The organism is Vibrio profundi (assembly GCF_043642225.1).
GTDB lineage: Bacteria > Pseudomonadota > Gammaproteobacteria > Enterobacterales > Vibrionaceae > Vibrio > Vibrio profundi_A.
The window spans coordinates 22,914-48,186 of sequence record NZ_JBHZSF010000014.1; the positions used below are offsets into that span (position 1 = coordinate 22,914).

25 protein-coding genes are annotated in these 25,273 nt (G+C 43.6%); 10 read left to right on the plus strand and 15 right to left on the minus strand.

Annotated elements, in window-relative coordinates:
• Nucleotides 1-18: 18 nt before the first annotated feature.
• Complete coding sequence (gene msrB / locus ACHUFI_RS18155) at nucleotides 19-456, minus strand: peptide-methionine (R)-S-oxide reductase MsrB (RefSeq protein ID WP_394251849.1); 438 nt, start codon at nucleotides 454-456, stop codon at nucleotides 19-21.
• Nucleotides 457-776: 320 nt separating this feature from the next.
• Between msrB and gap the strand changes: the two genes are divergently transcribed.
• The 8 genes from gap to ACHUFI_RS18195 all read left to right on the plus strand — a co-directional run bounded on the left by gap (nucleotide 777) and on the right by ACHUFI_RS18195 (nucleotide 11,405).
• Nucleotides 777-1,772: a type I glyceraldehyde-3-phosphate dehydrogenase gene (gene gap / locus ACHUFI_RS18160; protein ID WP_049846785.1), complete on the plus strand. Its 996-nt coding sequence runs from the start codon at nucleotides 777-779 to the stop codon at nucleotides 1,770-1,772.
• 203 nt (nucleotides 1,773-1,975) lie between these two features.
• Nucleotides 1,976-2,860 (plus strand): D-hexose-6-phosphate mutarotase, encoded by an 885-nt coding sequence (locus tag ACHUFI_RS18165; RefSeq protein ID WP_394251689.1) that lies wholly within the window; start codon nucleotides 1,976-1,978, stop codon nucleotides 2,858-2,860.
• Between the two features lie 278 nt (nucleotides 2,861-3,138).
• Nucleotides 3,139-5,175, plus strand: a complete 2,037-nt coding sequence (locus ACHUFI_RS18170) for a methyl-accepting chemotaxis protein (RefSeq protein WP_394251691.1) — start codon at nucleotides 3,139-3,141, stop codon at nucleotides 5,173-5,175.
• Between the two features lie 131 nt (nucleotides 5,176-5,306).
• The gene (gene rlmA / locus ACHUFI_RS18175; protein WP_394251693.1) at nucleotides 5,307-6,119 is read left to right on the plus strand and encodes a 23S rRNA (guanine(745)-N(1))-methyltransferase; all 813 of its coding nucleotides are present in this window, start codon (nucleotides 5,307-5,309) and stop codon (nucleotides 6,117-6,119) included.
• Nucleotides 6,120-6,207: 88 nt separating this feature from the next.
• On the plus strand, nucleotides 6,208-7,143 hold the full coding sequence (locus ACHUFI_RS18180; RefSeq protein ID WP_394251695.1) for a ChaN family lipoprotein: 936 nt from the start codon (nucleotides 6,208-6,210) through the stop codon (nucleotides 7,141-7,143).
• Between the two features lie 137 nt (nucleotides 7,144-7,280).
• Nucleotides 7,281-7,637 (plus strand): hypothetical protein, encoded by a 357-nt coding sequence (locus ACHUFI_RS18185; RefSeq protein ID WP_394251697.1) that lies wholly within the window; start codon nucleotides 7,281-7,283, stop codon nucleotides 7,635-7,637.
• Nucleotides 7,638-7,763: 126 nt separating this feature from the next.
• Nucleotides 7,764-9,668, plus strand: coding sequence for a BCCT family transporter (locus ACHUFI_RS18190; protein WP_394251699.1), 1,905 nt, complete (start codon nucleotides 7,764-7,766; stop codon nucleotides 9,666-9,668).
• 159 nt (nucleotides 9,669-9,827) lie between these two features.
• Nucleotides 9,828-11,405, plus strand: a complete 1,578-nt coding sequence (locus ACHUFI_RS18195; RefSeq protein ID WP_394251701.1) for an alkaline phosphatase — start codon at nucleotides 9,828-9,830, stop codon at nucleotides 11,403-11,405.
• Between the two features lie 69 nt (nucleotides 11,406-11,474).
• On the opposite strand, the gene ACHUFI_RS18200 is transcribed toward ACHUFI_RS18195, so the two are convergent.
• On the minus strand, nucleotides 11,475-11,912 hold the full coding sequence (locus tag ACHUFI_RS18200; protein ID WP_394251703.1) for a YcgN family cysteine cluster protein: 438 nt from the start codon (nucleotides 11,910-11,912) through the stop codon (nucleotides 11,475-11,477).
• 145 nt (nucleotides 11,913-12,057) lie between these two features.
• On the opposite strand from ACHUFI_RS18200, the gene ACHUFI_RS18205 reads away from it, so the two are divergent.
• Nucleotides 12,058-12,309, plus strand: a complete 252-nt coding sequence (locus ACHUFI_RS18205; RefSeq protein ID WP_394251705.1) for a YkgJ family cysteine cluster protein — start codon at nucleotides 12,058-12,060, stop codon at nucleotides 12,307-12,309.
• 152 nt (nucleotides 12,310-12,461) lie between these two features.
• Here ACHUFI_RS18205 and recR read toward each other — a convergent pair whose 3' ends face one another.
• From recR to ACHUFI_RS18240, 7 genes are all read right to left on the minus strand, one after another.
• Entirely contained in the window at nucleotides 12,462-13,064 is a 603-nt protein-coding gene (gene recR, locus ACHUFI_RS18210) for a recombination mediator RecR (protein ID WP_394251707.1), read from the minus strand.
• Nucleotides 13,065-13,099: 35 nt separating this feature from the next.
• Entirely contained in the window at nucleotides 13,100-13,429 is a 330-nt protein-coding gene (locus ACHUFI_RS18215; RefSeq protein ID WP_137357674.1) for a YbaB/EbfC family nucleoid-associated protein, read from the minus strand.
• A 92-nt stretch (nucleotides 13,430-13,521) separates the two neighbouring features.
• Complete coding sequence (dnaX, locus tag ACHUFI_RS18220) at nucleotides 13,522-15,642, minus strand: DNA polymerase III subunit gamma/tau (protein WP_394251709.1); 2,121 nt, start codon at nucleotides 15,640-15,642, stop codon at nucleotides 13,522-13,524.
• 18 nt (nucleotides 15,643-15,660) lie between these two features.
• Nucleotides 15,661-16,206 (minus strand): adenine phosphoribosyltransferase, encoded by a 546-nt coding sequence (gene apt / locus ACHUFI_RS18225; protein WP_394251711.1) that lies wholly within the window; start codon nucleotides 16,204-16,206, stop codon nucleotides 15,661-15,663.
• 150 nt (nucleotides 16,207-16,356) lie between these two features.
• Nucleotides 16,357-16,752 (minus strand): YbaN family protein, encoded by a 396-nt coding sequence (locus tag ACHUFI_RS18230; RefSeq protein WP_394251851.1) that lies wholly within the window; start codon nucleotides 16,750-16,752, stop codon nucleotides 16,357-16,359.
• 15 nt (nucleotides 16,753-16,767) lie between these two features.
• The gene (locus ACHUFI_RS18235) at nucleotides 16,768-16,905 is read right to left on the minus strand and encodes a hypothetical protein (protein ID WP_394251713.1); all 138 of its coding nucleotides are present in this window, start codon (nucleotides 16,903-16,905) and stop codon (nucleotides 16,768-16,770) included.
• Nucleotides 16,906-17,046: 141 nt separating this feature from the next.
• Nucleotides 17,047-18,150, minus strand: coding sequence for a response regulator (locus ACHUFI_RS18240; RefSeq protein ID WP_394251715.1), 1,104 nt, complete (start codon nucleotides 18,148-18,150; stop codon nucleotides 17,047-17,049).
• Nucleotides 18,151-18,381: 231 nt separating this feature from the next.
• Here ACHUFI_RS18240 and ACHUFI_RS18245 point away from each other — a divergent pair, with 231 nt between their 5' ends.
• Nucleotides 18,382-19,257 (plus strand): LysR family transcriptional regulator, encoded by an 876-nt coding sequence (locus ACHUFI_RS18245; protein WP_394251717.1) that lies wholly within the window; start codon nucleotides 18,382-18,384, stop codon nucleotides 19,255-19,257.
• A gap of 81 nt (nucleotides 19,258-19,338) precedes the next feature.
• Here the strand turns inward: ACHUFI_RS18245 and purF are convergent, their stop codons facing one another.
• The 6 genes from purF to truA form a co-directional block, all read right to left on the minus strand.
• A complete protein-coding gene (purF, locus tag ACHUFI_RS18250; protein ID WP_394251719.1) occupies nucleotides 19,339-20,853 on the minus strand; it encodes an amidophosphoribosyltransferase in 1,515 nt (504 codons plus the stop codon).
• Nucleotides 20,854-20,886: 33 nt separating this feature from the next.
• Nucleotides 20,887-21,378, minus strand: coding sequence for a CvpA family protein (locus tag ACHUFI_RS18255; protein ID WP_394251721.1), 492 nt, complete (start codon nucleotides 21,376-21,378; stop codon nucleotides 20,887-20,889).
• A 61-nt stretch (nucleotides 21,379-21,439) separates the two neighbouring features.
• Entirely contained in the window at nucleotides 21,440-21,988 is a 549-nt protein-coding gene (locus ACHUFI_RS18260) for an SPOR domain-containing protein (RefSeq protein WP_394251723.1), read from the minus strand.
• Nucleotides 21,989-23,251, minus strand: coding sequence for a bifunctional tetrahydrofolate synthase/dihydrofolate synthase (gene folC, locus ACHUFI_RS18265; protein ID WP_394251725.1), 1,263 nt, complete (start codon nucleotides 23,249-23,251; stop codon nucleotides 21,989-21,991).
• Nucleotides 23,252-23,293: 42 nt separating this feature from the next.
• Nucleotides 23,294-24,220 carry an acetyl-CoA carboxylase, carboxyltransferase subunit beta gene (gene accD / locus ACHUFI_RS18270; protein WP_394251727.1) on the minus strand — a complete coding sequence of 309 codons (927 nt, stop codon included), beginning with the start codon at nucleotides 24,218-24,220 and terminating at the stop codon, nucleotides 23,294-23,296.
• Between the two features lie 173 nt (nucleotides 24,221-24,393).
• Nucleotides 24,394-25,188 carry a tRNA pseudouridine(38-40) synthase TruA gene (gene truA / locus ACHUFI_RS18275; RefSeq protein WP_394251729.1) on the minus strand — a complete coding sequence of 265 codons (795 nt, stop codon included), beginning with the start codon at nucleotides 25,186-25,188 and terminating at the stop codon, nucleotides 24,394-24,396.
• Nucleotides 25,189-25,273: the final 85 nt, after the last annotated feature.

A 25,273-nucleotide genomic window follows, 5' to 3' on the forward strand; every position in this document is an offset into this window, starting at 1 on the left:
TTTAACAAGAGCGGTGAATTAGTCACCGCTTTTTTCATTTTTGTTGAAAATTAACGACACTGAATTTACGCAAAACCTTTCCCCAGTGGTCTTAGGACCATCAGGAAAAACGTGACCTAAGTGGCTATCACACGCTGAACAGCGTATCTCTACCCGCTTCATTCCGTGACTTAGATCTTCAATATAGCGGATCGCTTGGTCATTTATAGGCGCGTCAAAACTAGGCCAGCCACAACCTGAATCATATTTATTCTCTGAAATAAACAGCGGTGTTTGGCAACATGTACAGCTGTATATGCCTGTATCTCGGTTATGCAGTAACTTGCCAGTAAATGGCGCTTCCGTACCACGTTCTCGGCACACCTTAAATTCCTCATAAGAAAGGTGCTCACGCCAGTATTCTTCAGACTTCTTCACAACTTCACCCTTTGGTTTCACGTTAATATTTTCCTTTATTCTCTATTATTATATTTACTTTTTTCCACAAAAACTTGCATCTGTACACTTTTGTAGCACATACTTTCTCACCAAGATACGTTGTACATATACATTCATAAGTAACTTGGCATTTCGAGTTATTTTACCCCAACTGGAAGGGAACAGAATCACTCGCAATGTATAAAAAACGACCATTTACATGTAATTGTTAAGAAAAGCGTCGCTTTTTTTTGACATTAAACAAGTTAAGTCGGATTATCTATTGCAGAAATTTACTGGATTCTGTAATTTTACTACCAGTTATCTTTAATCAGAAATTAAGTTGTGGAGCAACTACAATGACTATCAAAGTAGGTATTAATGGTTTTGGCCGTATCGGCCGTTTCGTATTCCGTGCAGCGCAAGAGCGCAATGACATCGAAGTTGTTGGTATCAACGACCTTATCGACGTTGAATACATGGCTTACATGCTTAAGTACGACTCAACTCACGGCCGTTTCAACGGTACTGTTGAAGTTGAAGGCGGTAACCTAATCGTTAACGGCAAAACTGTACGTGTAACTGCTGAGCGTAACCCAGAAGACCTAAAATGGGATGCTATCGACGTAGACGTTGTAGCTGAAGCAACTGGTCTTTTCCTAACTGACGAGACTGCACGTAAGCACATCACTGCTGGTGCTAAGAAAGTTGTTCTTACTGGTCCTTCTAAAGACGCAACTCCAATGTTCGTTATGGGCGTAAACGATTCAACTTACGCTGGTCAAGACATCGTTTCTAACGCTTCTTGTACTACTAACTGTCTAGCACCTGTTGCTAAAGTTCTTAACGACAAGTTCGGTATCGAATCTGGTCTTATGACTACAGTTCACGCGACTACAGCAACTCAAAAAACTGTAGATGGTCCTTCTGCTAAAGACTGGCGCGGTGGCCGTGGTGCTTCTCAAAACATCATCCCATCTTCAACTGGTGCTGCTAAAGCTGTAGGCGTTGTTCTTCCAGAACTAAACGGCCTTCTAACTGGTATGGCTTTCCGTGTACCAACTGCTAACGTTTCTGTAGTTGACCTAACTGTTAACCTAAAAGAAGCTGCATCTTACGAAGCAATCTGTGCTGCAATGAAAGAAGCTTCTGAAGGCGAGCTAAAAGGTGTTCTAGGTTACACTGAAGACCAAGTAGTTTCTCAAGACTTCATCGGTGAAGTTCAAACTTCAGTATTCGATGCTAAAGCTGGTGTTGCTCTAACTGACAAATTCGTTAAAGTTGTATCTTGGTACGACAACGAAATCGGTTACTCAAACAAAGTTCTAGACCTAATCGCACACATCTCTAAGTAATTATTACTTAGACAGCGTTTAGCTAGATCGTCTTTGAGAAAAGACTGAAAAAAGGCGGCTCTTGAGTCGCCTTTTTAGTACCTAAAATTTGTCGTAAAACTCATTTGAATACTGAATTCGCTCTATAGCTTCTTATATCTACACAGGTATAGGCCGCTTAAATTCACTATTCGAATGTGATTTTATCTAATGAGGATCTTGTAATGGATTTATCCACCCTACCTGCAATTAGTGTTCTTTCAGACAGTGTCACCATTGTTCAACAAGGTGAAACAAAGATTGTTCGTGTGATTCACGATAAAGCTTCTGCTGGTATCGCTCTAAATGGCGGCCACGTTGTTTCCTTCAAGTCGAAGGGGCAAGAAGATCTCATTTGGATGAGTAAAGAAGCGATCTTTGATGGTAAAACCGCACTGCGTGGTGGCATTCCAGTATGCTGGCCATGGTTTGGCCGAATTGCCGCTCCTGCACACGGTTTTGCTCGTTCAAGCGAATGGGAACTCTTAGAGCACCGAGAGAATGAGCAAGGTGTGATCATCAGCTTAGGTCTAAAACCATCAGAAACAACGTTGGCAATTTGGCCTTTCCAATTTACCGCCGTTCTCAACGTAGAAATCGCTGATTCTTTGAAAGTAACACTGGATGTCACCAACACTGATGAACAGCCTTGGACTTTCTCTGGCGCGCTTCATACATACTTAAACGTTGGTGACATTGCTCAAACCGTGACAACTGGTATGGGCAAAGAATACATTGACGGTCTAAAAGATGGCGAAGTTTGTCAAGGCCAAGATGAGTTGGTTCTTACTGATACCATTGACCGCGTATACACTCAGCCACAGTCCATCATTTCTGTGACTGATTCTAAACTCGCTCGCACTCTGAATATAGAGAACCAAGGCCATAATTCTGCTGTACTTTGGAATCCATGGGCTGAGGGTGCGGCAAGTATGGGTGATATGCAAGATGACGGTTACCTAACCATGCTGTGTGTAGAATCAACCCTTCATGCTCCTAGCATCGAAGAAGGTAAAACACTCCAGCCAGGCGAAAGCCACCAGCTTTCAACGGTTGTATCAGTAAACTAGCTTCCAAAGCAACGTACCACTTCGCCAATAATGCAGCCTACCCGCTGCATTATTTGTTTTTAACCTGCTCCCCACCTTCTCCCGCATTAACGACCAACATGATGAAATTTTTCCGCCTATTCCACTTTCCTATTTGTTTAACCCGTATCGCTTATCAATGGATTTATTAATTATTATCAATTTAAGTGATTTTATTAGTTTGTATGATACTCAAAACAATAATTACAGATTTATAAATTACATTCAGTAACTTGCTCTGAAGACAGGATCGTTTATTCATGTTTGAAAAATACAAAAATCAAAGCGTAGGCTTTCAACTCAAGTTGGTTATCTTGCTCTGCTTACTCATATCTTTTGGGTCTGTAGGAACTTTAGTGTATCGAAACGCTTCTCAGGTACTTTTAGATAACACACTCCGTGAACACCAGTCCAAGGTCGAAGCGATGGCAATGACGATTGCCGGCCAGTTCGACGCGTACCTTCATACTGCGAAAGTACTCGAGTCGACCTTTCGAAATGGCTACTTGGCAGGCGTGTATGTTGAAGACTACGAAGTCGAGCTAAATGGTAAAAGTGTTATCAACATGACTCAATACGGGGAAAGCTTAGTCAATGATACTAAGTTGGTAGACAGTTTTACTCGTGATACCGGTGCTGTTGCAACGCTATTTGCTCCTTACGGCGATAACTTTATTCGCGTATCGACCTCGCTAACAAACCCAGCAGGTGAACGAGTGGTTGGTTCACTGCTCGATAGCTCGCACTCTGGATATCAAAAGATTAAATCAGGCCAACCATACTACGCGCAAGTGGAGCTTTTTGGTGAACATTACATCACTTATTACGCTCCTTTAGTGGGATCCGATGGTTCAATAAATGGTATTTCATTTATTGGACTACCAGTCGAAGACGCAACTCAGAGCCTTTTTGATTCATTACGTTCAGTTTCATGGGGAGATACGGGTTACACCATTTTAGTCGATAACGATCAAGACAACCTTGGTCAGTACTTACTTCACCCTACTCTAGCGGATAAGCAGTCTTCTATCATTGATGTGAAAGATTACGAAGGAAACAAGCCCTTCTATCAAATATTTGAACAGGCATCTGGCTTAATACGCTACCCATATTCTTACCAGCAAACCGTTGGTGAAAAATACCTGGTGTATACCGAAGTACCTGGCTGGAATTGGAAACTGCTTGGGGGCACCTTCATCAAAGAAGTCACAAAAGGCAGTGATGAGCTACTTAAGCTCATTGCCATCATTGCAGCTCTTGTTGCTGGAGTTACAGTTATGATCCTGACTGTATTCTTAAACCGCACCTTGAAGCCATTAACCACTCTGAACGACTATATGAAGCGTTTAGGGAAGGGCGAAGTCAGTTTGGACATTCCACACTCGACGACTGATTCTAGAAATGAAATCAGTAACCTTAATAAAGGCGTTGCAGAAATGGCGTGCCAACTCAACAACTTAGTGGGTGAAATTCGAAGCACTAGCGACGAAGTTCAAAATCGCTCGAACAGCGTATCTCAGGATGCTAACCACAACTTGGTTCAATCTGACCGCCAGCAAGAACAAGTCGAACAAGTCGTTACCGCAATAGAAGAAATGGCTACATCGGCAGAGTCAGTTGCGCAGCAAGTCGGCAGCATAGCTGAGAACGTTCGATTGGCAAATGATGATAGCCAACAAGGGTTAGAAGTGGTCGAAGATGTTTGCGTGGATGTAGCCCAACTGAATGACCAGCTCGATAAATCTGCGGAGGCTATCGAGCAAGTCAATGTAGACAGTGAAAGTATCCAAACCGTGACCAAGATGATTGATGATATCGCTGAGCAAACGAACCTGTTGGCGTTAAACGCTGCGATTGAAGCAGCACGTGCAGGTGAGCAAGGCCGAGGGTTTGCCGTTGTTGCCGATGAAGTTCGAACTTTAGCGCATAGAACTCAAACATCGGTGAAGGATGTAGTGGATATCATTGAAAAGCTTAAGTCCTCAACCGGTAATGCGGTCGAGCTCATGTCGCAAAGCCAAAACAACGCAAATCAAGTGCTAGATAAAGCTCAAGAAGCCGGAACCGCACTAGAGGCAATTGCAGCTCAAGTACAGTCGATTGCGACACAAGCGGAAACCATCGCTGCCACATCAGAAGAGCAGGCCCAAGTTTCTCAGGAAATCGCGGCTAACGCTCACTCAATTAGCGACTTGAATCAACAAAGTCGAGCGACTAGCGCGCAAACCTCGCAAAGCGCTGATGAGCTTCAAAAGCAAGCAGAATCGCTTAAAAAACAAGTCGACTTCTTTAGCTAAAGGCAAGCCGACCTATCAAAGGCCTGTCATCTACAGGCCTTTTCTGTATTACGCACAGTGCCTTTGCTCTAGCATGGGTAGGCGCTTCCTGTTAAAATTTTTCTCTTCGAATTTCCACTCTTGAGCTCGTCATGTCTTACCAATGTCCTTTGTGTCACCAACCTCTATCACTTACTGAGCGAACGTTTAAATGTGAAAAGAATCATCAATTCGACTTAGCAAAAGAAGGCTACGTCAATTTGATGCCAGCACATCATAAGCGTTCTAAAGATCCAGGTGATAACAAAGAGATGATGCAAGCTCGTCGCCGCTTTTTAGAAAACGGTCACTACGAGCCAATGCGCCAAGCTGTAGCTCAACTTTGCAACTCACACTTAACCGCAGCTAACGCTACCTTGCTCGATATCGGTTGTGGTGAGGGCTATTACACCAATGAAGTCGCACTCAAAGCAAAAGGCAACACTCAAGTATTTGGTTTGGATATATCAAAAATTGCGGTTAAATACGCCGCCAAACGCTACCCAAATTGTGACTTCTCGGTAGCGTCAAGTCACCGTTTACCTTTTGCAGAACAGAGCCTAGATGCAATATTAAGAATATACGCGCCCTGTAAAGCCGAAGAATTGCAACGAACAATCAAAGACGATGGCGTAATCATTACCGTGACACCAGCAGGTCGTCATTTATATCAGCTAAGAGAAGAAATCTATGACGGTGTGCGTCTGCATGACGAGACAGCGGAAGAGATCATTGGATTTACCTTAGAGCATCAAGAGCAACTAAACTATACGATGCACTTAACAGGTGGCGACGCCTATGACTTATTGCAAATGACACCTTTTGCTTGGAAAGCAACAGAGCAATTTAAGCAAAAGCTTCAATCTCTTCCACTTTTCCAATGTGAAGCAGATTTTATGTTGAGAGTTTATCGAAAAAACAGCTAACTCAACCCATTTGCTATTAATTCTCATTTGCATTGAAAGTTAATCTTGCCTCCTATATTATGCAGCGTTCATTTTTGGAGGCATTACCATGCAAAAACTCTTTATTTTCAGCCTTATCGCATTCCTTTCCGGTTGCTCTTCTACCTCAAAAGAGCTTAATAACAGCGAAGTTACTAGCTTCTACGATTATCAGCTGGCGTCCCCTTTAGGCGATTTCATTTCACTAAATTCCCTACCCGCTGAGTTGGCAAATGCTGACGTTATTTTAGTGGGCGAATGGCACACTCATTCCGGCATCCACCGTTTCCAAACCGACTTACTAAAAGCCACGATTCAATCCGGCCAATCTGTCGCACTATCTATGGAACAATTTTCCCGTCACTCTCAAACAATCCTGAATCAATACTTAAGTGATGAAATTGGCGAGCAAACACTGATGAAAGAAGCCGATGCATGGCCAAACTACGAAAGTGACTACCGCCCTCTTGTTGAGCTAGCTAAAGCCAACCAGTTAGACATCATTGCGAGTAATGCGCCGAAACCACTAGTGCGTTGTATCGGAAGAAACGGGCTCGAATATCTAGACCGAATCAATAAAGAAGAGCGAGAGTGGCTAGCAGACGACATTAATACCAGCGCAAGCCCGTATAAAGAAAAATTCATGGCTTCGATGCACCATGGCTCACCAGATCAAACTAAAAAACAGTTTGAAGCTCAAATTACTTGGGATGAAACAATGGCGGAATCCATCACTCAATACCTAAAGCAACAACCTAATACGCAAGTCATTCACGTTGCCGGTAAATTCCATACCGAAGGTGGACTTGGTACCGCTCAATCGATTCTACGCCGTTCACCAAACCTAAACATCGTTATCGTAACTCCAACAGACGAAATCACATCAAGCTCAACAGACTATCAACTTAAAGTACTTGCCCCACCAGCTCGATACATTAAAAAAGAGAATCGTATGAATGCCTATCATGCGCTAAGCAAAAGAAATAATGACCTAACCTGCAAATAGACATTTAGGTGTTGCTCTCCTTAATCATAGGCATAGGAATTGCTTAGTATAAAAATCAAACATTGAGATGATTATTTACACAAGTTTTTCACATGACTGCCGATACTGTTAGTTGAGGGTATGTTAAGGAGAGCAATATGACACCAGTAGGAACGAGCGGAGCACAGCTCTATTCTGCCCAGCAGGTAAAACCTCAAGCAAAACCAGCAGCTACCACAGAAAGTGCGACACCTTTAAAGATGGAGCAAAACAAGGTCACGTTGTCGGATGAAGGCAAGGCGTTGCTTGCTGCATTACAAGAAATTGAAAAAGATAATAAAAAAGCGGCAGCGGAGAATGCCACTGTAGGCGACAAGGTAGAATCCTTTGCTCACGGCGCTTTAGGTATCGACCACCCAGATAAAATTAAAGACGAAGAAGACGGTTCATATTCTGCGGGGCAATATCTATCCGCTGCGGCAACCGTTGGTGGTATCCTACTCGCCCTCATTTAAAATAGATCCACATTAGACAAATAGAGCCTGCGCTAATAATTTTTGTCTTGAAGACAAAATACTCTATTTGTTCAAGGTTCACAGCCCATTCAATAATAGTGATTCAACTATTATGGAAGCACGCTCGTGAAAAAATCCTTTTCGCTCATCGATAAACCCACTTTTTTTGGTGCACTCGCACTCCTAGTCACGATTACTATTCCATTGATCATGTTCCCAAACCAGGGCGCAGAATGGATCGCAATTGCTAAATCATTTATGACCGACAAACTCGGTTTCCTTTACCTCGCTCTCGGCCTATGCGCATTCGGATTTATGATTTACGTCATATTCAGTGATATGGGGCAAATCAAGTTAGGCGACGCTGACGAAGCGCCAGAATTTAAAACAGCCTCATGGGCTGCAATGCTTTTCTGTGGCGGTATTGGCGCTAGCATACTGTACTGGGGCTGCATTGAATGGGCCTATTACTATCAATCTCCGCCATTTCAGCTAGAGCCAGGAAGTGAAGAAGCCGTACGCTGGGCCGCCACTTATGGTCTATTTCACTGGGGACCAATCGCTTGGTCAATCTACCTAATTCCCGCACTACCAATCGCTTACTTTTTCTATGTAAGAAAACAGCCAGTATTGAAGGTGTCGAGTGCACTAATGCCTGTGATTGGCGAGACTCGAAGCAAAGGCACCTTAGGTAAAGTTGTCGATGTCCTATTTATTTTTGGTCTACTGGGTGGCGCAGCAACAACTTTAGGTTTAGCTGCCCCACTGATCACGGAAGGCTTAAACCACTTATTCGGACTGCCTAAAAACGATTTCACACAAATCAGCGTATTGCTGATATGCACGGCTATTTTCGCTTATTCGTCTTACGCTGGTTTAGAAAAAGGCATTAAGATTTTAAGTAACATTAACTTCTGGGGCGCAATGGGGCTATTAGCCTTTGTATTAATCGCCGGCCCGACAATTTTCATGCTTGAGACAGGCTTAGACTCGATCGGCCGAATGCTCTCCAATTTCTTTGTCATGGCGACGTGGGCTGAACCTTTTGGTGGTTACGGCACGTTTGACGACACCCACTTCCCACAAGACTGGACGATTTTTTATTGGGCATGGTGGCTTGTTTTTGCACCGAGTATGGGCTTGTTTGTCGCTAGAATTTCGAGAGGCCGAACCATCAAGCAAATGGTCTCAGGGTCTATTTTCTTTGGCTCATTAGGCTGTTTTTTGTTCTTCATGATTTTGGGTAACTACGGGCTGTCCCTACAGCTGTCCGGACAACTTGATATCGTCACGATCTTAAACACGGAAGGCGCCACCAAAGCTATTTTCTCAATGCTCGAACAGTTGCCATTCAACACGATAGTCATTGCTGTCTTCACTTTGCTTTGTGTCATTTTTACCGCTACCACGTTTGACTCTATCTCGTACATATTGGCGTCTGTTGTGCAAAATAATGTGACCGAAGAACCGATGCGCTGGAATCGCATGTTCTGGGCTTTCACTCTATCTTTCCTTCCAACAGTTCTCATGTTCTTAGGTGGATTAAGCACACTGCAAACTGCAGCGATTGTTGGTGGCTTACCCCTTCTTGGTATCTCGATCATGTTGATGGTGTCGGCAGTTCGAGCAACAAGCTTAGACTTGCGCCATCAAGAAGACTACGTCGAACCGACCATTAATATTGAAGACTTACCTGAAATGGATCCTTGGTCTAATGAAGGCATGGCGTTAGCGAGATTCGAACGCAGCCGAGACACCGCTCAGGAAGCCGCCGAACAAGAGCGCGAAGCGTTATCCGATTTAATGACGATACGTAAACAAATTAGAGCCTTTGCCCTCGAACATAGTAACGATGGGGAGTTTGACGATCACCAACTACCTGAAGAATTACAAAACGCACTTAAAGAGCGATTAGAGACCGTCCAAAAAACCAAAGAACACAAATTGGCGATGTCTGATGCGGCTCAACTTGCGCGAACCGAGTTTAACCAAGCTGTCATTGAAAGCACCGCCATACCTGTAAACTCATGAGATTCTCCATCTCAGCTACGACCAAGCCCACTTCGGTGGGCTTTATTATTTCTAGTTCCCTCCATCTGATGACACTTCTATGAAGATTATATTTCAGCAACAAAAGTGTCATAAGTCAGTGTTTTAATTTCGCCGCTTTTTATAAAAAAGGAATATACTATGAAGCACTTAATTAAACCTATTGCGACCGCAGTAGTGACTTCAACGCTCTCTTTCAACGTATTATCTACAGAAATCAAAAACGTCATTTTGATGATTGGTGATGGCATGGGTCCACAACAAGTCGGACTGTTAGAGACCTACGCCAACAATGCACCCAACTCGATTTACAAAGGTGAGCCGACTGCTTTATATAAATTGGCTCAACAAGGCGTGATAGGTTCTTCTCTAACTCACCCAGAAGACGCTATTGTCGTGGATTCTGCCTGTTCGGCAACGATGCTTGCCACCGGTATCTATACCGCTTCGGAAGTGATCGGCGTCGACTCACAAGGTAACCATGTCGAAACCGTACTGGAAAAAGCCAAACGTATGGGTAAAGCGACGGGCTTGGTTTCTGACACGCGACTGACACACGCCACCCCAGCTTCTTTTGCGGCGCATCAGCCTCATCGCTCGCTCGAAAATGACATTGCGGTAGATATGCTGAACAACGATGTCGATGTCATGCTCTCCGGAGGGTTGCGTCACTGGATTCCAAAATCGACCAATGACAAAGGTAAAGCCTACCAAGAGCTGAAGTCGCTTACTCAGGGGGACGTGTATCTGAAATCAAAACGAAAAGACAATCGCAACCTGTTAGAAGAAGCTCAAAACAAGGGTTATGAGCTCGCTTTCAACAAAGCAACTCTGACAGACACTCAATCAGACAAAATACTTGGGCTGTTTTCTTATTCAGGCATGAATGATGGCATCGCCTATAGCCAAAGCAAGCTTGACCCTAAACGCACCCAGCCAACCTTGAAAGAAATGACCGACAAAGCACTCTCGGTATTATCCAAAGACAAAGACGGCTTTTTCCTAATGGTTGAAGGCGGGCAGATTGATTGGGCGGGCCACAGTAACGACGCAGGCACTATGCTGCATGAAATGATCAAATTTGATGAAGCCGTGAATTCTGTTTATGAATGGGCACAAGGCCGTGACGACACTCTGATCATTGTAACCGCAGACCACGAAACGGGTTCGTTCGGATTTAGCTACTCTTCAGATAGCCTACCAAAGCCTGAACCTCGTTCGGGCGAAGCGTTCAATGATCGTGACTATGCACCAAACTTTAATTTTGGAAAATTCGATATTCTTGATGGCTTATACAACCAGAAGAAAAGCTATTACGGCATGATCAGTGAATTTCAAAAACTAGAAGAAAATCAGCAAACCGCTGCGAAATTTGCCGAAATCGTCAATAAAAACAGCGAATTCCCAATTACGTCAGGGCAAGCGGCTAATGTGCTCGCGAGTAAACCTAATCCGTATCGCTTAGCAGGACACAAATACCTCGATGAAAAAGAGGTACCTGCCATTAACGACTTTGATGCTTTCTATCCATATAACGATAGAGGTAACTTACTCGCCAGAGAGCACGCGACTGGCCAAAATACCGTTTGGGGCACAGGTACCCATACTCATACGCCAGTCAATATCTTCGCTTGGGGACCAGCGGAAACTATCTTACCTGTTTCCAAAATTATGCATCATTCAGAACTAGGGGAATTCTTAAAACAGCAGGTAAATTAGTAGGAAGGACCGATTAAAAATGGCTTAAAATGAAAGAGGCACTCAATGAGTGCCTCTTTACATTCGAATCTAGCGGTTCGGATGATTAATGATGTGGTCTTCCCAGTCAACAACATCAATTTCATACACAACTTTATTGCGAACACTTTCACCGGCAGCATGCATGGCTGACTTGCTTCCTGTAACCAAAGGATGCCACTCAGGAATCGATTTATCTTCAGACAATAAACGATAAGCGCAAGTATCTGGAAGCCAATGAAACTCATCAATTTTATCGCGAGTTAGCTTCAAACACTCTTCACCTGAAGTAAAACGGTTTGGGTAATCTTTGCAAGAGCACGTTTTGCTATTGAGCCAACTGCACGCCACGTTGGTATAGTAAACCTCATCAGAATCTTCATCCATTAATTTGTGTAGGCAACATTTACCGCAGCCATCACAAAGAGACTCCCACTCGCTCTCTGTCATTTGCTCTAATGTTTTTGATTGCCAAAATGGTGCACTCATAGGATTACTTCTTAGTCGATTTCTTGGGAGCGTGTTATACCGCTAGACCATATAAAGTTCAAGGATAAAAATTGCTCGTGACTACTGTCAGGTTGGCAATTATTTGCTACTATCGCGCCCCTTTGTTAACAAATGAGTCAATTTGATGGATTGTCGTCTAGGTTGTGGCGCGTGTTGTATCGCCCCAAGCATTAGTAGTAGTTTTCCTTTACACCCAAATGGAAAGCAGGCAGGTGAACGCTGCAAACAACTGAACACCGATAACCTTTGCAAACTTTTTGGTAAACCAGAGCGCCCGGCTGTGTGCCACGATTTCAAAGCGGCTGCTTGGGTTTGCGGAAGTTCTTCACAGGAAGCGATCAATATCATTACTGACTTGGAAACTTGCACACAATGAGTAGCATGCTTCCAGAATACTTATCGCTGCACGAACATGACTTTGGTAGCTATGCCGTCAAACCGCCGCTTCCAATAATACGATAGCTGTTGGTTATTCAAACGTGCCAATAAAAAAGCGATGCCTTAAAGGCACCGCTTTTCAACATTTGTCTAGCCTAACTTTTGCCGTCCCAACAAGGAATGCGACAAAGTCGTACCATCAACAAGCTCTAACTCTCCCCCAACCGGGACACCATGAGCAATGCGACTCGCGCTTACTTCATGAGCATGACACAACTCAGCAATGTAGTGCGCCGTTGCTTCACCCTCTACCGTTGGGTTTGTCGCCAATATGACTTCTGTAATATCACCTCGACGGAGTCGGTAGTCTAAAACATCTAAACCAATATCACTGGGACCAATACCATCCAGTGGTGACAAATGTCCCATTAGAACAAAGTAGCGTCCAGAGTATTGTCCTGTTGCTTCAACCGCTGCAATATCTGCAGGGCTTTCCACAACACAGATTTGACCGTTCTCTTGTCTCTTCGGGTTAGTACAAATATGACAAGTGTCTTCTTCCGTAAAAGTACGACACTCATTACAATGGCCAATTTCTGTCATGGCCTGACTCAGTGCTTCTGCTAACTGCAGACCACCTTTTCTATCCCGCTGTAACAAATGAAAGGCCATACGCTGTGCCGACTTGGGACCAACCCCAGGTAGACAACGTAAGGCCTCCATCAAATGCTCCAGCATATGACTGGTACGCATTAATAAATCGCTCTAATTGTTAAATCACAAGCGATTTAGAATGGCATTTTCATACCTGGTGGTAATTGCATACCGCCAGTTACGCCAGCCATTTTTTCTTTTTGAGTTTCTTCTACGCGACGTGCAGCATCGTTAAAAGCAGCAGCGATAAGATCTTCAAGCATCTCTTTATCGTCTTCCATTAGGCTTTCATCGATTTCTACACGACGTACACTGTGACTACCAGTAATCGTAACTTTAACAAGGCCAGCACCAGACTCACCTGTAATTTCCATATTTGCGATTTCTTCTTGAAGCTTTTGCATGCGATCTTGCATTTGCTGGGCTTGCTTCATTAGGTTACCCATACCGCCTTTACCAAACATGTTAGTCTCTCTGGTTTAATTGGTTATTAGTTTTAGATGGGGTCAATAGTCAACTATTCAACCCTATCCTATCGTTTATTGGATGAATCTCGTTATATTGGGCGAACGCTATCTCGGTCAATTTCCGCCGCGAAGCGCCTCTCTATAAATTGAACATGCGCGTCATTCTCTAGACTAGAAAAAGCTTGTGTCAATTTAGCCTGATACAGTCTTTCCCTTAACTCTAGTGGAGTTTCTCCACCCTCGCCGATTTCCACATTCAAATGACACTCTTCACCAAGCACATTATTTAATGCTTGCAGCAGTTCACTTTGAGCACGATCTGTATTCAAGTGCGCTTGGCTTGCACGCAGCGTTAAGGAAATAGACGCTCCATCTTTTTTAAAGACAGAGTTTAGGGCCAATTGTTCCACTAATTTCGCAGTTTCAAGTTTGTTGATTGTTGCAGACCAATCATCTTGAGCAATCGACTCCTTCAACAGTTTTTCGACCATTTCAGGTGTTTTTATATGCTCTAGGGCTTTTTTTATCTGAGTCGGGCTTAGCTCTGTCGTCTTCTCTTTCACTACAGGCTTTGACGGCTTCCATCGATAGGGCTCGTTGTCCGACGCTGTATCTGCTTGTGTTTGAGAAGCTGGCGACACCCACTCAGACCCACCATGTTGCTGCGCAACACGTTCAAGTACTGATGATTTTGTCGGTGCCGCTTTAGCCTTTTTTGGCGCTGAGCCTTTATCCGTAGGTTGGTTACCGCGACGCTGAGAGCGAAGCTGATGACGTAAACCACTAACCGGTGTTGCAGCGCTAGGCTGTGCCGGAGGCGGAGTTGGCTGAGTACGACTTGGCTGCTGAGCAGGAGGCTCGTTCATCGCCGGTGGAGCATAGCTCGGGCGATCATCATACATCGGAGCAGAATCATACTGATCCGGCGTATATTCCGGCTCATTATAATTAGGTGGTGGCGCCATACTTTGTGGCGGCACAGGAGCCTGATTGATTGGGGCCACTGACTGCCTTGGAGCCTGAGCAACCGGAGCTTGGGGTGCCGGCTGTGAAACTGGAGTGCTAGGAGCTTGCACAACAGGCTGAGCGACCGCGTCTGTACTAATTGCACTTGGTTGGGGCTGAGTGCTAGGCCTAAATGCCAGCATTCTTAGCACAACCATTTCGACACCAACTTTTGCAGCAGGAGCTAGAGGCAAATCCTCACGACCTTTTAGTACGATTTGATAGTACAACTGCACATCTTGAGGTGATAAAGCTTTGCTCAACAACTCAATTTTTTCAGCATCCGGCTGAGCTTTATCCAAGCTAGATGGAAGCGCTTGATACATGGCTAAACGGTGCAATTGAGTAGCAAGTTGGTTTAATAAGCCATCCCACTCAATGCCATTTTCCGCAAGTTGTTGAATCGTATCCATCGCAACCTGTGGCTGTTTCTGACTAATCGCTTCTAACAAATGGATAGCTTGATCAGTATCTAAAGTACCGAGCATATGAGCAACCATGTCGGATGCAATTGTGCCATTCCCTAGTGCAATTGCCTGATCAGTAAGACTCAACGCATCACGCATACTACCATCTGCAGCATGAGAGATCATTCCCAAGGCTCTAGCTTCGGAAGACACTTGCTCTTCCGCTAAGATCGTATCAAGTTGCTCATGGATATTATCAACACTGATAGGCTTCAAATGAAACTGTAAACAGCGTGACAAAATGGTCACTGGTAATTTTTGTGGATCTGTTGTCGCGAGCAAGAACTTCACGTATTCAGGCGGTTCCTCTAGCGTTTTTAACAACGCATTGAAACTGTGCCTAGACAACATGTGCACTTCATCGATTAAATAAACCTTAAACCGACCGCGAGCAGGTTTATACTGAACGTTATCAAGAAGGTCACGAGTATCTTCAACTTTGGTTCGTGACGCCGCATCAATTTCTAATAGATCAACGAAGCGACCTTCATCAATTTCTTTACAGGTAGAACATTCACCACAGGGCGTAGAGGTAATACCGGTTTCACAGTTCAGCCCTTTAGCAAACAAGCGACCAATCGTTGTTTTACCAACACCGCGAGTTCCGCTAAAGAGATAAGCATGATGCAATCGGTTCTGACTTAAGGCGTTTTCGAGAGCCGTTAAGACATGGGCTTGACCAACTACTTCATTAAACTTAGTTGGTCGCCATTTTCGCGCTAACGCAAGATAACTCATGGATAATTCCGAAAAGGATTAATGACCGTCAAATTCACAGATGCTGAATACTTCAAGGCCTAGACCTTCTAGACGCTTGTCACCACCAATTTCAGGTAGGTTAATCACAAACGCAGCGTGCTCAACATTACCGCCAAGTTGACGAATAAGCTTAGTCGTTGCTTCAATCGTTCCGCCTGTCGCGAGAAGATCGTCAACCATCAGTACTTTGTCACCTTCAACAATAGCGTCTGTGTGAATCTCTAATGTATCTGTGCCGTACTCTAACTCATAAGATTGAGCAATCGTGTTACGTGGCAGTTTGCCAGGCTTACGAACTGGGACAAAGCCAACGCCTAGCTCTAGTGCTAAAGGAGCGCCAAAAAGAAAACCGCGAGCTTCAGTGCCCACAATCTTGGTAAAACCCATCTCTTTATACTTCTCAACCAGAACGCGAATCGTTGCTTGGTAAGCCGAAGCGTCTTCCATCAAACTTGTGACATCACGGAATAAAATACCTGGCTTAGGGTAATCTGGAATACTTTTAATACTTGCTTTGATCTGAGAAATAGTTGCTGTAGTCATAATACTTATTACTTAAATTGGCAGCTTGCCCTATGTCGTTATCGTTATTAGTAGGGAAAGGGGCTGATGACTTTCCGCATTACATGCTTGAGCGTTGCAATGCTGAAAAAATAAACGCCCACTTCAAAAGCAGGCACACATCTACCAATGTTAGTGATTTTCTTCGCTCTCAGCAACTAACTCATGAGTGGGTAAGCGTAGAAACCATGACAACAAAATGACTAAGACCAAGATTAAAAAGCCTTTAACCCAAAGGACTGGAGCAAAATAAATTGAAAAGGAAAAGCTCAATAGGATAAAAAACAAACCACGGTTTTTTACTTGTTTTGTGACCGCACCATTTTCATGCCAGTTCGTAAGCAAGGGGCCCAATGTTTTATGTTCGTGCATCCATCGATGAAACCGAGGGCTACTACGCATAAAGCAGGCACTAGATAAGAGTAAAAACGGTGTTGTAGGAAGAAGTGGTAAAACAATACCTAGAAAGGCAAGAATTAGACTAAGGCCACCAACAAAATTCAGGGAAAGTTGACGAATACTGATGATAGCCTCCGTGATTTTCTAAAAAGTGGCATACCCGTTCAAAACACGGATTACCGTTAGCGTCGCAGGTAAAAGCGGCACTGCTAATAATACGGCAATAAAACCAAGAAGGTAAAAAATATTAAATGGGTCTTTAAAGTCTTTGCTAGATGACATTTGCTCTTTCTCATTATTGGTAGTTTGTTGCTGGCTACCAAGCCATCTCACGTTAACAAAACGTGAAATTGACGGTATAGCCACCACTTTTCGGTAACTATACCTGACAGAAAGGTTAACAAAAACCGATGAAAAACAAGGTTAATTGCTTGAACCTTGATGTATATCAAGACTAAAACTCGAAGCCCCAAGTCGACTTAGAGACACTTGGCAACCCGATCGAACCTCTAGATCCTGCGTAATGAAATTCTTAATGCAGTTATTACCCAGCTGTTCACCGGCCGCAACATGTTTATTCACATATCCGTTAGACCATTGAGCATCTAACCCTGCAGGGAGTATCGACAGTGTCCCTTCAGATAGGTCCGCCACTCCAAAAAAGGCATTAACGGGAGCTGCACATTTGGAGCAATTGATGCCTTTTTCCAAAATCTCAGCCATATCTTTTAGATCTGCACTGTAGTTTTTCAAGTTTCTTAAATAGTCATGGAACAATGCTCTCACTAGCAAAGTCGTCGCAGCACCACCTTCTTCGGTTGACGATGAGTCCACTAAATAGAACGCAAATTGGCCATTCATCAACCAAGCATAATCAAAAACCAATGGCATCACATCGGTTGACTGCAAAAGTCGATATGAACATTTCCAACTCCCCTGAGAAGTATCTTTGTCTGGGAGCAGAGCATGCAATAAGTCCTTAGCGGCACTTGGGTTGTCTTCTAAGTAATCAAGATGCCAATGTAACTCTTGGTCTTCAGGGATATCCCCTCCTCCATCTACACAAAACCATTGACTAGAGAAGTCTCGTTGGTCAGTTAAATGATCGAAAGAGTCTTTCAAGGTATTTTCTATCGCACTCGACAAAAAGCTGTGGTTTTCTATCGGCTTAGGTAAAAAGTCTTTAATACCAAACCTTAGCGCTTTCGCGACATCAGACATTTCATCGGTTGCAGAAACAACGATTAGGGGCAACGATGGGTATTCCAAACTCAGTTCTTCGACAAGTTCGATTCCATCAAGCACCGGCATTGACAGGTCACAGATGACTAAATCAGGTTCAGCGGTACGTAACTTACGCAGCGCGTCTAAACCGTTTTCGGCTTCAATAACGTCATACCCTTGAGCATCGAGGTATGCACCAGTAATACGACGAAATATCGGATCGTCATCAACCAGCATAATCAGCTTTTGAGCCAACATTTCTTGCGCCGAGGTAGTTGCTGGCTGACTGTGAGTTTTATACATAAGCTTGCGCCTCACAAAGCATTTAAAAGAATTATTATTATTATCAGTTTACGGACATTAATATAAAACTTAGTAATAAAATGCTATTTATACAAATGATCCGCTTGTAAACGGGATTGCGTACTAGATGTGGGATTCCTGTAAATAATGCAACATGTTGATGTGACGCAAGCTTTGATCGCAGAGTTACGTATAAATTAACCAAATTAGTAAGAAAATGTGTCCAGAAGTATGAAATTAGATGATTTAAACCTGTTTAGATTGGTTGTTGAAAATGGGAGCTACACCGCAACTTCACGCAAGACGATGATCCCCGTTGCAACAATTACCAGACGCATACAAGCCTTGGAGGACTCTCTAAACCTAAGGTTATTGAATCGTCATGCTCGTAAACTTTCGTTGACAGAAGCCGGTGAGCGTTTTTTCAACGAATGCTCTCCTCTATTGCAAAGGCTTGCTTCAACTGCCGAAGAACTAACAGATGAGTGCAAAGGTGCCTCAGGTAAAATTAAAATTTCAGCGCCATCTAACTTAACCAAGCGCATGATGATGCCGATGTTCAGTGAGTTTATGAACCTTTACCCCGATATCAATATCGAGCTCACAATGAACAACCAAGCTGACCAGCTTGATCCAACCGAGTGGGACGTCATTTTCCGCGTAGGGCCTCAACGAGACTCTAGCCTAATCGCTCGTAAGATCAGTTCGGTCAAAGATATACTCGTGGCTAGTCCTAACTATTTAGATAAGCACCCTGCCCCTTGCCATGCTGAGGAGCTGGCCAACCATCATCTACTTAAAGGTGCACCGTTAATCAAGTGGCAGCTGACAAACTCTAACGACGAGTCGGTCATCAATACTGAAAAAGGACGCTTTAATGCTAATGCACTGAATGTAGTTCGTCAGGCATGCTCTGAGGGGTTAGGCATTACTTTGATGCCTGACGTCATGATCCGCGAGTACATTGAAGATGGTAGCTTAGTTCAGGTATTAGAAGACTGGAGCGCGAACCCACGTGATATCTATATGCTTTACAACCACAAAGATCATCTTCCTGAGAAAGTTCGCTTGTTCATCGACTTCGTCATTGCTTATCACATCCATTAAAAGCCACGATGTGAAGTAGATTACCGACATATAAAAAAACCAGAGCCTAAGCTCTGGTTTTTTACTTTATACAAATCGCGATTAAGCGCCTTCGTTATGTATCTCTAAGTTTGCTAGATCTTGTGCAATTTCACGTTCAGTTTTTGAGTCGTCATTACGCAATGCATCCAAGAAGTCTAAGTACTTCTGATCGATATCGCCAGTTACGTATTCGCCATTGAATACCGAAGTATCAAAGCGAGCGATATCTTGATTACCTAAACCAACAGCGCTAATAAGATCATCCAACTTCTGGAAGATAAGAGCGTCAGCACCAATCTGTTTACAGATAGTTTCGTTATCACGACCGTGAGCAATCAGTTCTGTGGCACTTGGCATGTCGATACCATAAACGTTCGGGAAACGCACTTCTGGAGCCGCTGAAACCATGAAGACTTTCTTCGCGCCAGAGTCTCTTGCCATCTCAATGATTTGTTCTGACGTAGTACCACGAACAATAGAGTCATCAACCAGAAGAACGTTCTTGCCTTTAAACTCAGAGCGAATAGCATTTAGCTTACGACGAACAGATTTTTTACGTTGCTGTTGACCTGGCATGATGAACGTACGGCCAACGTAGCGGTTCTTCACGAAACCTTGGCGGTATGGCTTATCAATCGCTTGTGCGATGCGAAGTGCAATATCGTTCGAAGTTTCAGGGATTGGAATAACCACATCAATATCTAAATCGGCATACTCTTCTTTAATACGTTTACCAAGCATTTCACCCATTTCAACGCGTGCGCTGTATACCGAAATCTTATCGATGAATGAATCAGGACGAGCAAAGTAAACGAATTCGAAGATACAAGGGTTTAGTTGTGGGTTATCGGCGCACTGTTTAGTGTATAACTCACCATCAAATGTAGCGTAAACCGCTTCACCTGGTGCAACATCACGAACAAAATCAAAGCCTACCGCGTCAAGTGCAACTGATTCAGAAGCAACCATGTACTCAGTGCGACCATTAATTTCACGCTTACCTAAGCAAAGTGGGCGAATACCATGTGGGTCACGAAAAGCAATCATACCGTGGCCAATGATCATCGCAACAACTGCGTAAGCACCACGAATAGTGCGGTGTACATTTGCGACCGCACGGAAAACATCTTCAGAAGTTACGTTACCTTTAACCGTATCAATCTCATGAGCCAATACGTTAAGTAGTACTTCTGAATCTGAAGTAGTGTTGACATGACGGCGGTCTTTCTCGAATAGCTTCTCACGAACTTCGTTTGCATTCGTTAAGTTACCATTATGAGCAAGTGTGATACCAAATGGTGAGTTCACGTAAAAAGGTTGTGCTTCTGAAGCGCTAGAACTACCTGCAGTTGGGTAACGAACATGGCCAATACCCACGTTACCTTGCAAGCGTTGCATATGCTTTGCTTCAAAGACATCTTTAACTAAACCATTCGCCTTACGCAGACGAAAACGATTGCTTTCAATGGTACAAATACCAGCGGCATCTTGGCCACGATGCTGTAATACCGTTAATGCGTCATAAATAGACTGGTTTACAGGCGTTGAACCCACGATTCCAACAATACCACACATGTCCTAATCCTCGATTTGCGACAGTAACTGGCGCTAAATTGCGCCAGATAAGAAACTAGATGTTGCTTGTAAATGCTCAAAGAACGGCGCAATGATTCGGCTAAATTCAGGAACCAATTGCGAGCTCTTCCACCATTCTGAACTTGGGAATGCAGTAAACGCATCCATAAAAAACAGTACCGCTGAAACCACGAGAACACCACGTAAACCGCCAAAGACGACTCCAAGAATTCTGTCCGTTCCAGATAACCCTGTTTTTTGAACCAGTTGCCCAATGACATAATTCACTAATGCCCCGACAACAAGTGTTGCAACAAATAATGCTGCAATGGCGGCTCCGTTTCGGAACATGTCGTCTTCAATATTGGTGAAGTACACTGCTAATTTCGCGTAGTACTGGCTAGCAATAAAAAATGCGCCAAACCAAATGACTAACGACAATGCTTCTTTAGCAAAACCGCGAACTAAACTGATCAAAGCTGAAAAGCTGATCACTCCTAAAATGACAAAATCTAACCAATTCATGAATTCTTCATCTTAAGTTGGCGCGCATTTTAACAGAAAAAATGCTGACGCAAACGTTTTCTTATGGGTTTAGTGGTTTAAATTTGAGCAATTGACCTTTTGAACCGGTAATTTTTTCCAATTCCTTAATCTGTCGCTCAAGTTTAGATTTGGATACATCAGGGCCAATAATGACTCGCGTAAATGACTTTTCTTGCTTGGTATGTGCTTGGTATCCACGTTTCTGTAGATCCTTAACCACATTCTTCGCATTGTCCGCGTTTTTAAGGGCCATCAATTGAATGATCCATGCGCTATCTTGGTACTGATTTTTTTCTTCGACTTCTTTAACGGCTACTTGCACAGCGTCAGACTGCGTGTTCGACGTGTTGATTTCATCATTACCGATAGTTTGTTCTACCGGAGCATCAGGTAGAGCAATATCATCTTCGACAGGCTCAAGCACTTCAAAGACTTCAACTTCGCTCTCTAGCTCAGGCTTAATGGGAATGCTGGCAAATTCTTCTTTGTAGTGCAGCTTCTTACCATCCAACACATCAGGAAGAACAATAACCCCAACAGCCACCAAAATAATGGTACCAACTAACCTACTTTGAAATTTACTTGCCATCTACTTTCCTTTCTCTTCCCAGTGATCAAGCACTTCCCCTACCGTATGGAAAGAGCCAACCACTAGAATGACATCTTCATCACTTGCATTTGTTAACGCAGCTTCAAAAGCCTCTACTGGATTAGCATACTTTTCAGTGTCTGCAGGCAAACTCTTCACTAATTCTTCAGCAGAAGCGGCTCTAGGGCCACTTAGTGAGGCTGGGTAGCACTGAGTCGCAATCGGAAACAGTACATCTAAAGTCGCAGGAATGTCTTTGTCGTGGAGCATCGCCATTACCATGTGAACGCTTTTTCCTGAATACTTCTCAGAAATCTGCTCTACAAAGTATTCAGCAGAATGAGGATTATGAGCAACATCTAGAATTATGGTTGGACGTTCACTAATTTTCTGCATACGACCGGGTAAGAATGCATTCTTAAGCCCATTAACCACATTCACATCACTGATATCCAGTTCCGAAGTCCCAAGTGCCATTAAAGCAGTCGCTGCGTTTGGCAGTGGTAGGTTAGGTAACGGTAAATCAGTGAGCTGAAATGCCCCACTGTTCCAATTCCATTTCGAACCAGTCACTTCATAGGTGTATTGAATACCAACTTGATAGAATTCCGCTTTGATATCGTCTGCATGCGCCGCGACCGTTGCAGGCGGCTTAGGCTGGCCACAAATTGCTGGCTTACCGCTGCGGTAGATACCTGCTTTCTCAAAACCAATGACATTAATGTCATCTCCTAACCAATCGACATGGTCGACCGCTAAGCTAGTGATAACCGAAACATCATGATCAACGATATTGGTCGCGTCTAAGCGTCCACCCAACCCGACTTCAAGCAAAACTACGTCAACCTGTTCAGTTTGGAATAAACGCAGAGCCGCTAGTGTTCCATACTCAAAGAAACTCAGGCTAATGTCGCCACGCTCTTTTTCGATGAAGTCGAAAGCTTGAGTGTGTTTTACATCTGGGAGATCTTGTCCATTGATACGGACACGTTCGTTATAACGAATTAAATGAGGAGAGCTATAAACACCTACAGAGTAGCCAGCATCTAGAAGGATAGCTTCCATTAAAGCACAGGTTGACCCTTTGCCGTTGGTTCCGGCGACGGTAATAATATGCTTGGCAGGCTTGGTTAGGTTTGCTTTGGTTGCGACAGCTTGAACACGGTCTAACCCAAGATCAATTGCGCTTGTGTGGATGTTGGTTAAATAATCAAGCCACATCTCTAGTGACGATGTGGCTTGAGGAATAGGTTGTTGACTCATCTAACTAATAACCATAATTAAGTTGGTTTGTTAGAAAGTACTTTACCCTTTTTCGGACGCTTCTGGTACTTCATAAGTAGCTTCATTTGGTGAATCGTTCACAGAAACTACTAATGGAGATTTTTGATTGGTCATTTTTGCTACTAAGCTAGCAACACGTTGACGCATCTCACGACGGTCGACAATCATATCGATCGCACCATGGTCCAGTAAGAACTCACTACGTTGGAAGCCTTCCGGTAGATCTTCGCGAACAGTTTGCTCAATTACACGACGACCTGCGAAACCGATTAACGCTTTTGGCTCACCAATATTGATATCACCTAACATCGCTAAACTTGCTGAAACACCGCCCATTGTTGGGTCAGTCATAACAGAAATAAACGGTAAACCTTTTGCAGATAAACGCTCAAGTGCAGCACTGGTTTTCGCCATTTGCATTAGAGACATCAAAGCCTCTTGCATACGTGCACCACCACTTGCAGAGAAACAAACTAAACCACAGTTATTCTCAATTGCTGCATCCACAGCACGAACGAAACGAGCACCTACAACAGAGCCCATTGAACCGCCCATGAATGAAAATTCAAAAGCACATGCAACGATAGGAAGACCTAATAGTTCACCTTTCATTACGACTAATGCGTCTGTTTCACCACTGTTCTTTTGTGCAGCAGAAATACGCTCTTTGTAACGCTTTGAATCTTTAAACTTCAGTTTATCTTTTGGCTCAAGATCCGAGCCTAATTCTTCACGCTCACCAGCATCCAAAAATGTTTCCAAACGGCGACGCGCTTTCATACGCATGTGATGGTCACATTTCGGACATACTTCTAGGTTACGCTCTAGTTCAGCATGGTAAAGCACTTGCTCACATGAAGTACATTTAGTCCATACGCCTTCTGGGATAGAAGCTTTGCGTGAAGTTACGATGTTGCTTTTTTCTAAAATCTTTTCAAGCCAACTCATGGAAGACCTTTTCTCTATACTCTTCCGCTTGATTGCGAAAGATAAAATTTGGGATTATGCGTGGGGATTAAACCACATAAAACAGCGAGTGTAGATAAAAAACTGGTTGTACCTATTTTCTTTACCTATATTACTTGCCTAACTAGTATTTTTTTTGAACCTAAGTCCCACATTTAGTTCAAATTATCAGGTAGGAACAGTGGGCCAATTGGCTCTCTTGGCAGTTCAAAATGTTCGGGATAATCGACATCTACAAGGTACAAACCTTCTGCTTTCGCTGTTGCTCCGGCTAATTTTCGATTTTTTGCGTCTAGTAACCACTCTATCCAACTTGGATCTTTTTCGCCCTTACCGACCGCGATAAGGCTCCCTGTTATGTTACGAACCATATGGTGGACAAACGCATTGGCTTTAATATCAATCACGATGTAATGACCATGGCGAGTCACGTTTAGATGCATAATATTTCGCCAAGGGCTTCTCGACTGGCAATGCGCCGCTCTGAAAGAGGTGAAATCTTTTTCACCTAATAGATATTGACCAGCTTCATGCATTTTTTTCTCATCAAGCTCTCCGTGGTAATGACTGACGCCAGAATTCAGAATTCCTGGGCGAAGTGCGTGATTAAAAATGACATAACGATAACGACGAGCCGTCGCAGTGAATCGAGCATGAAACTCTTCTGGGACTTCTTTCGCCCATCTCACCGCAATATCTTTTGGCATATTCGCATTCGCACCCATCGTCCAAGCGACCATTTTTCGGGTTACATTCGTTTCAAAGTGAACAACTTGACCTGTGCCATGAACGCCAGCATCCGTTCTTCCCGCACACTGCACTTCAACAGGGTGGTTCGCAACAACTGACAAAGCCTTTTCCAATTCTTCTTGGACACTTTTTACATCTCGCTGGCGCTGCCAACCAAAATAGTGGGTACCGTTGTATTCAATACCTAAAGCGATTTTCATGTTTCTGTTCTCTTTGAAAATGGGGCTCGAAGTATATACTTAAACGCCTTAATTGAGCTAGCTCACCGAAAAAATAAAGGGTAGC

What these genes read in the sequence shown, in the direction of transcription:
- gap (WP_049846785.1), top strand. Translation starts at nt 777, where the DNA reads ATGACTATCAAAGTAGGTATTAATGGTTTTGGCCGTATCGGCCGTTTC.
- ACHUFI_RS18165 (WP_394251689.1), top strand. Translation starts at nt 1,976, where the DNA reads ATGGATTTATCCACCCTACCTGCAATTAGTGTTCTTTCAGACAGTGTC.
- ACHUFI_RS18170 (WP_394251691.1), top strand. Translation starts at nt 3,139, where the DNA reads ATGTTTGAAAAATACAAAAATCAAAGCGTAGGCTTTCAACTCAAGTTG.
- rlmA (WP_394251693.1), top strand. Translation starts at nt 5,307, where the DNA reads ATGTCTTACCAATGTCCTTTGTGTCACCAACCTCTATCACTTACTGAG.
- ACHUFI_RS18180 (WP_394251695.1), top strand. Translation starts at nt 6,208, where the DNA reads ATGCAAAAACTCTTTATTTTCAGCCTTATCGCATTCCTTTCCGGTTGC.
- ACHUFI_RS18185 (WP_394251697.1), top strand. Translation starts at nt 7,281, where the DNA reads ATGACACCAGTAGGAACGAGCGGAGCACAGCTCTATTCTGCCCAGCAG.
- ACHUFI_RS18195 (WP_394251701.1), top strand. Translation starts at nt 9,828, where the DNA reads ATGAAGCACTTAATTAAACCTATTGCGACCGCAGTAGTGACTTCAACG.
- ACHUFI_RS18200 (WP_394251703.1), bottom strand. Translation starts at nt 11,912, where the DNA reads ATGAGTGCACCATTTTGGCAATCAAAAACATTAGAGCAAATGACAGAG.
- ACHUFI_RS18205 (WP_394251705.1), top strand. Translation starts at nt 12,058, where the DNA reads ATGGATTGTCGTCTAGGTTGTGGCGCGTGTTGTATCGCCCCAAGCATT.
- recR (WP_394251707.1), bottom strand. Translation starts at nt 13,064, where the DNA reads ATGCGTACCAGTCATATGCTGGAGCATTTGATGGAGGCCTTACGTTGT.
- ACHUFI_RS18215 (WP_137357674.1), bottom strand. Translation starts at nt 13,429, where the DNA reads ATGTTTGGTAAAGGCGGTATGGGTAACCTAATGAAGCAAGCCCAGCAA.
- dnaX (WP_394251709.1), bottom strand. Translation starts at nt 15,642, where the DNA reads ATGAGTTATCTTGCGTTAGCGCGAAAATGGCGACCAACTAAGTTTAAT.
- apt (WP_394251711.1), bottom strand. Translation starts at nt 16,206, where the DNA reads ATGACTACAGCAACTATTTCTCAGATCAAAGCAAGTATTAAAAGTATT.
- ACHUFI_RS18235 (WP_394251713.1), bottom strand. Translation starts at nt 16,905, where the DNA reads ATGTCATCTAGCAAAGACTTTAAAGACCCATTTAATATTTTTTACCTT.
- ACHUFI_RS18240 (WP_394251715.1), bottom strand. Translation starts at nt 18,150, where the DNA reads ATGTATAAAACTCACAGTCAGCCAGCAACTACCTCGGCGCAAGAAATG.
- ACHUFI_RS18245 (WP_394251717.1), top strand. Translation starts at nt 18,382, where the DNA reads ATGAAATTAGATGATTTAAACCTGTTTAGATTGGTTGTTGAAAATGGG.
- purF (WP_394251719.1), bottom strand. Translation starts at nt 20,853, where the DNA reads ATGTGTGGTATTGTTGGAATCGTGGGTTCAACGCCTGTAAACCAGTCT.
- ACHUFI_RS18255 (WP_394251721.1), bottom strand. Translation starts at nt 21,378, where the DNA reads ATGAATTGGTTAGATTTTGTCATTTTAGGAGTGATCAGCTTTTCAGCT.
- ACHUFI_RS18260 (WP_394251723.1), bottom strand. Translation starts at nt 21,988, where the DNA reads ATGGCAAGTAAATTTCAAAGTAGGTTAGTTGGTACCATTATTTTGGTG.
- folC (WP_394251725.1), bottom strand. Translation starts at nt 23,251, where the DNA reads ATGAGTCAACAACCTATTCCTCAAGCCACATCGTCACTAGAGATGTGG.
- accD (WP_394251727.1), bottom strand. Translation starts at nt 24,220, where the DNA reads ATGAGTTGGCTTGAAAAGATTTTAGAAAAAAGCAACATCGTAACTTCA.
- truA (WP_394251729.1), bottom strand. Translation starts at nt 25,188, where the DNA reads ATGAAAATCGCTTTAGGTATTGAATACAACGGTACCCACTATTTTGGT.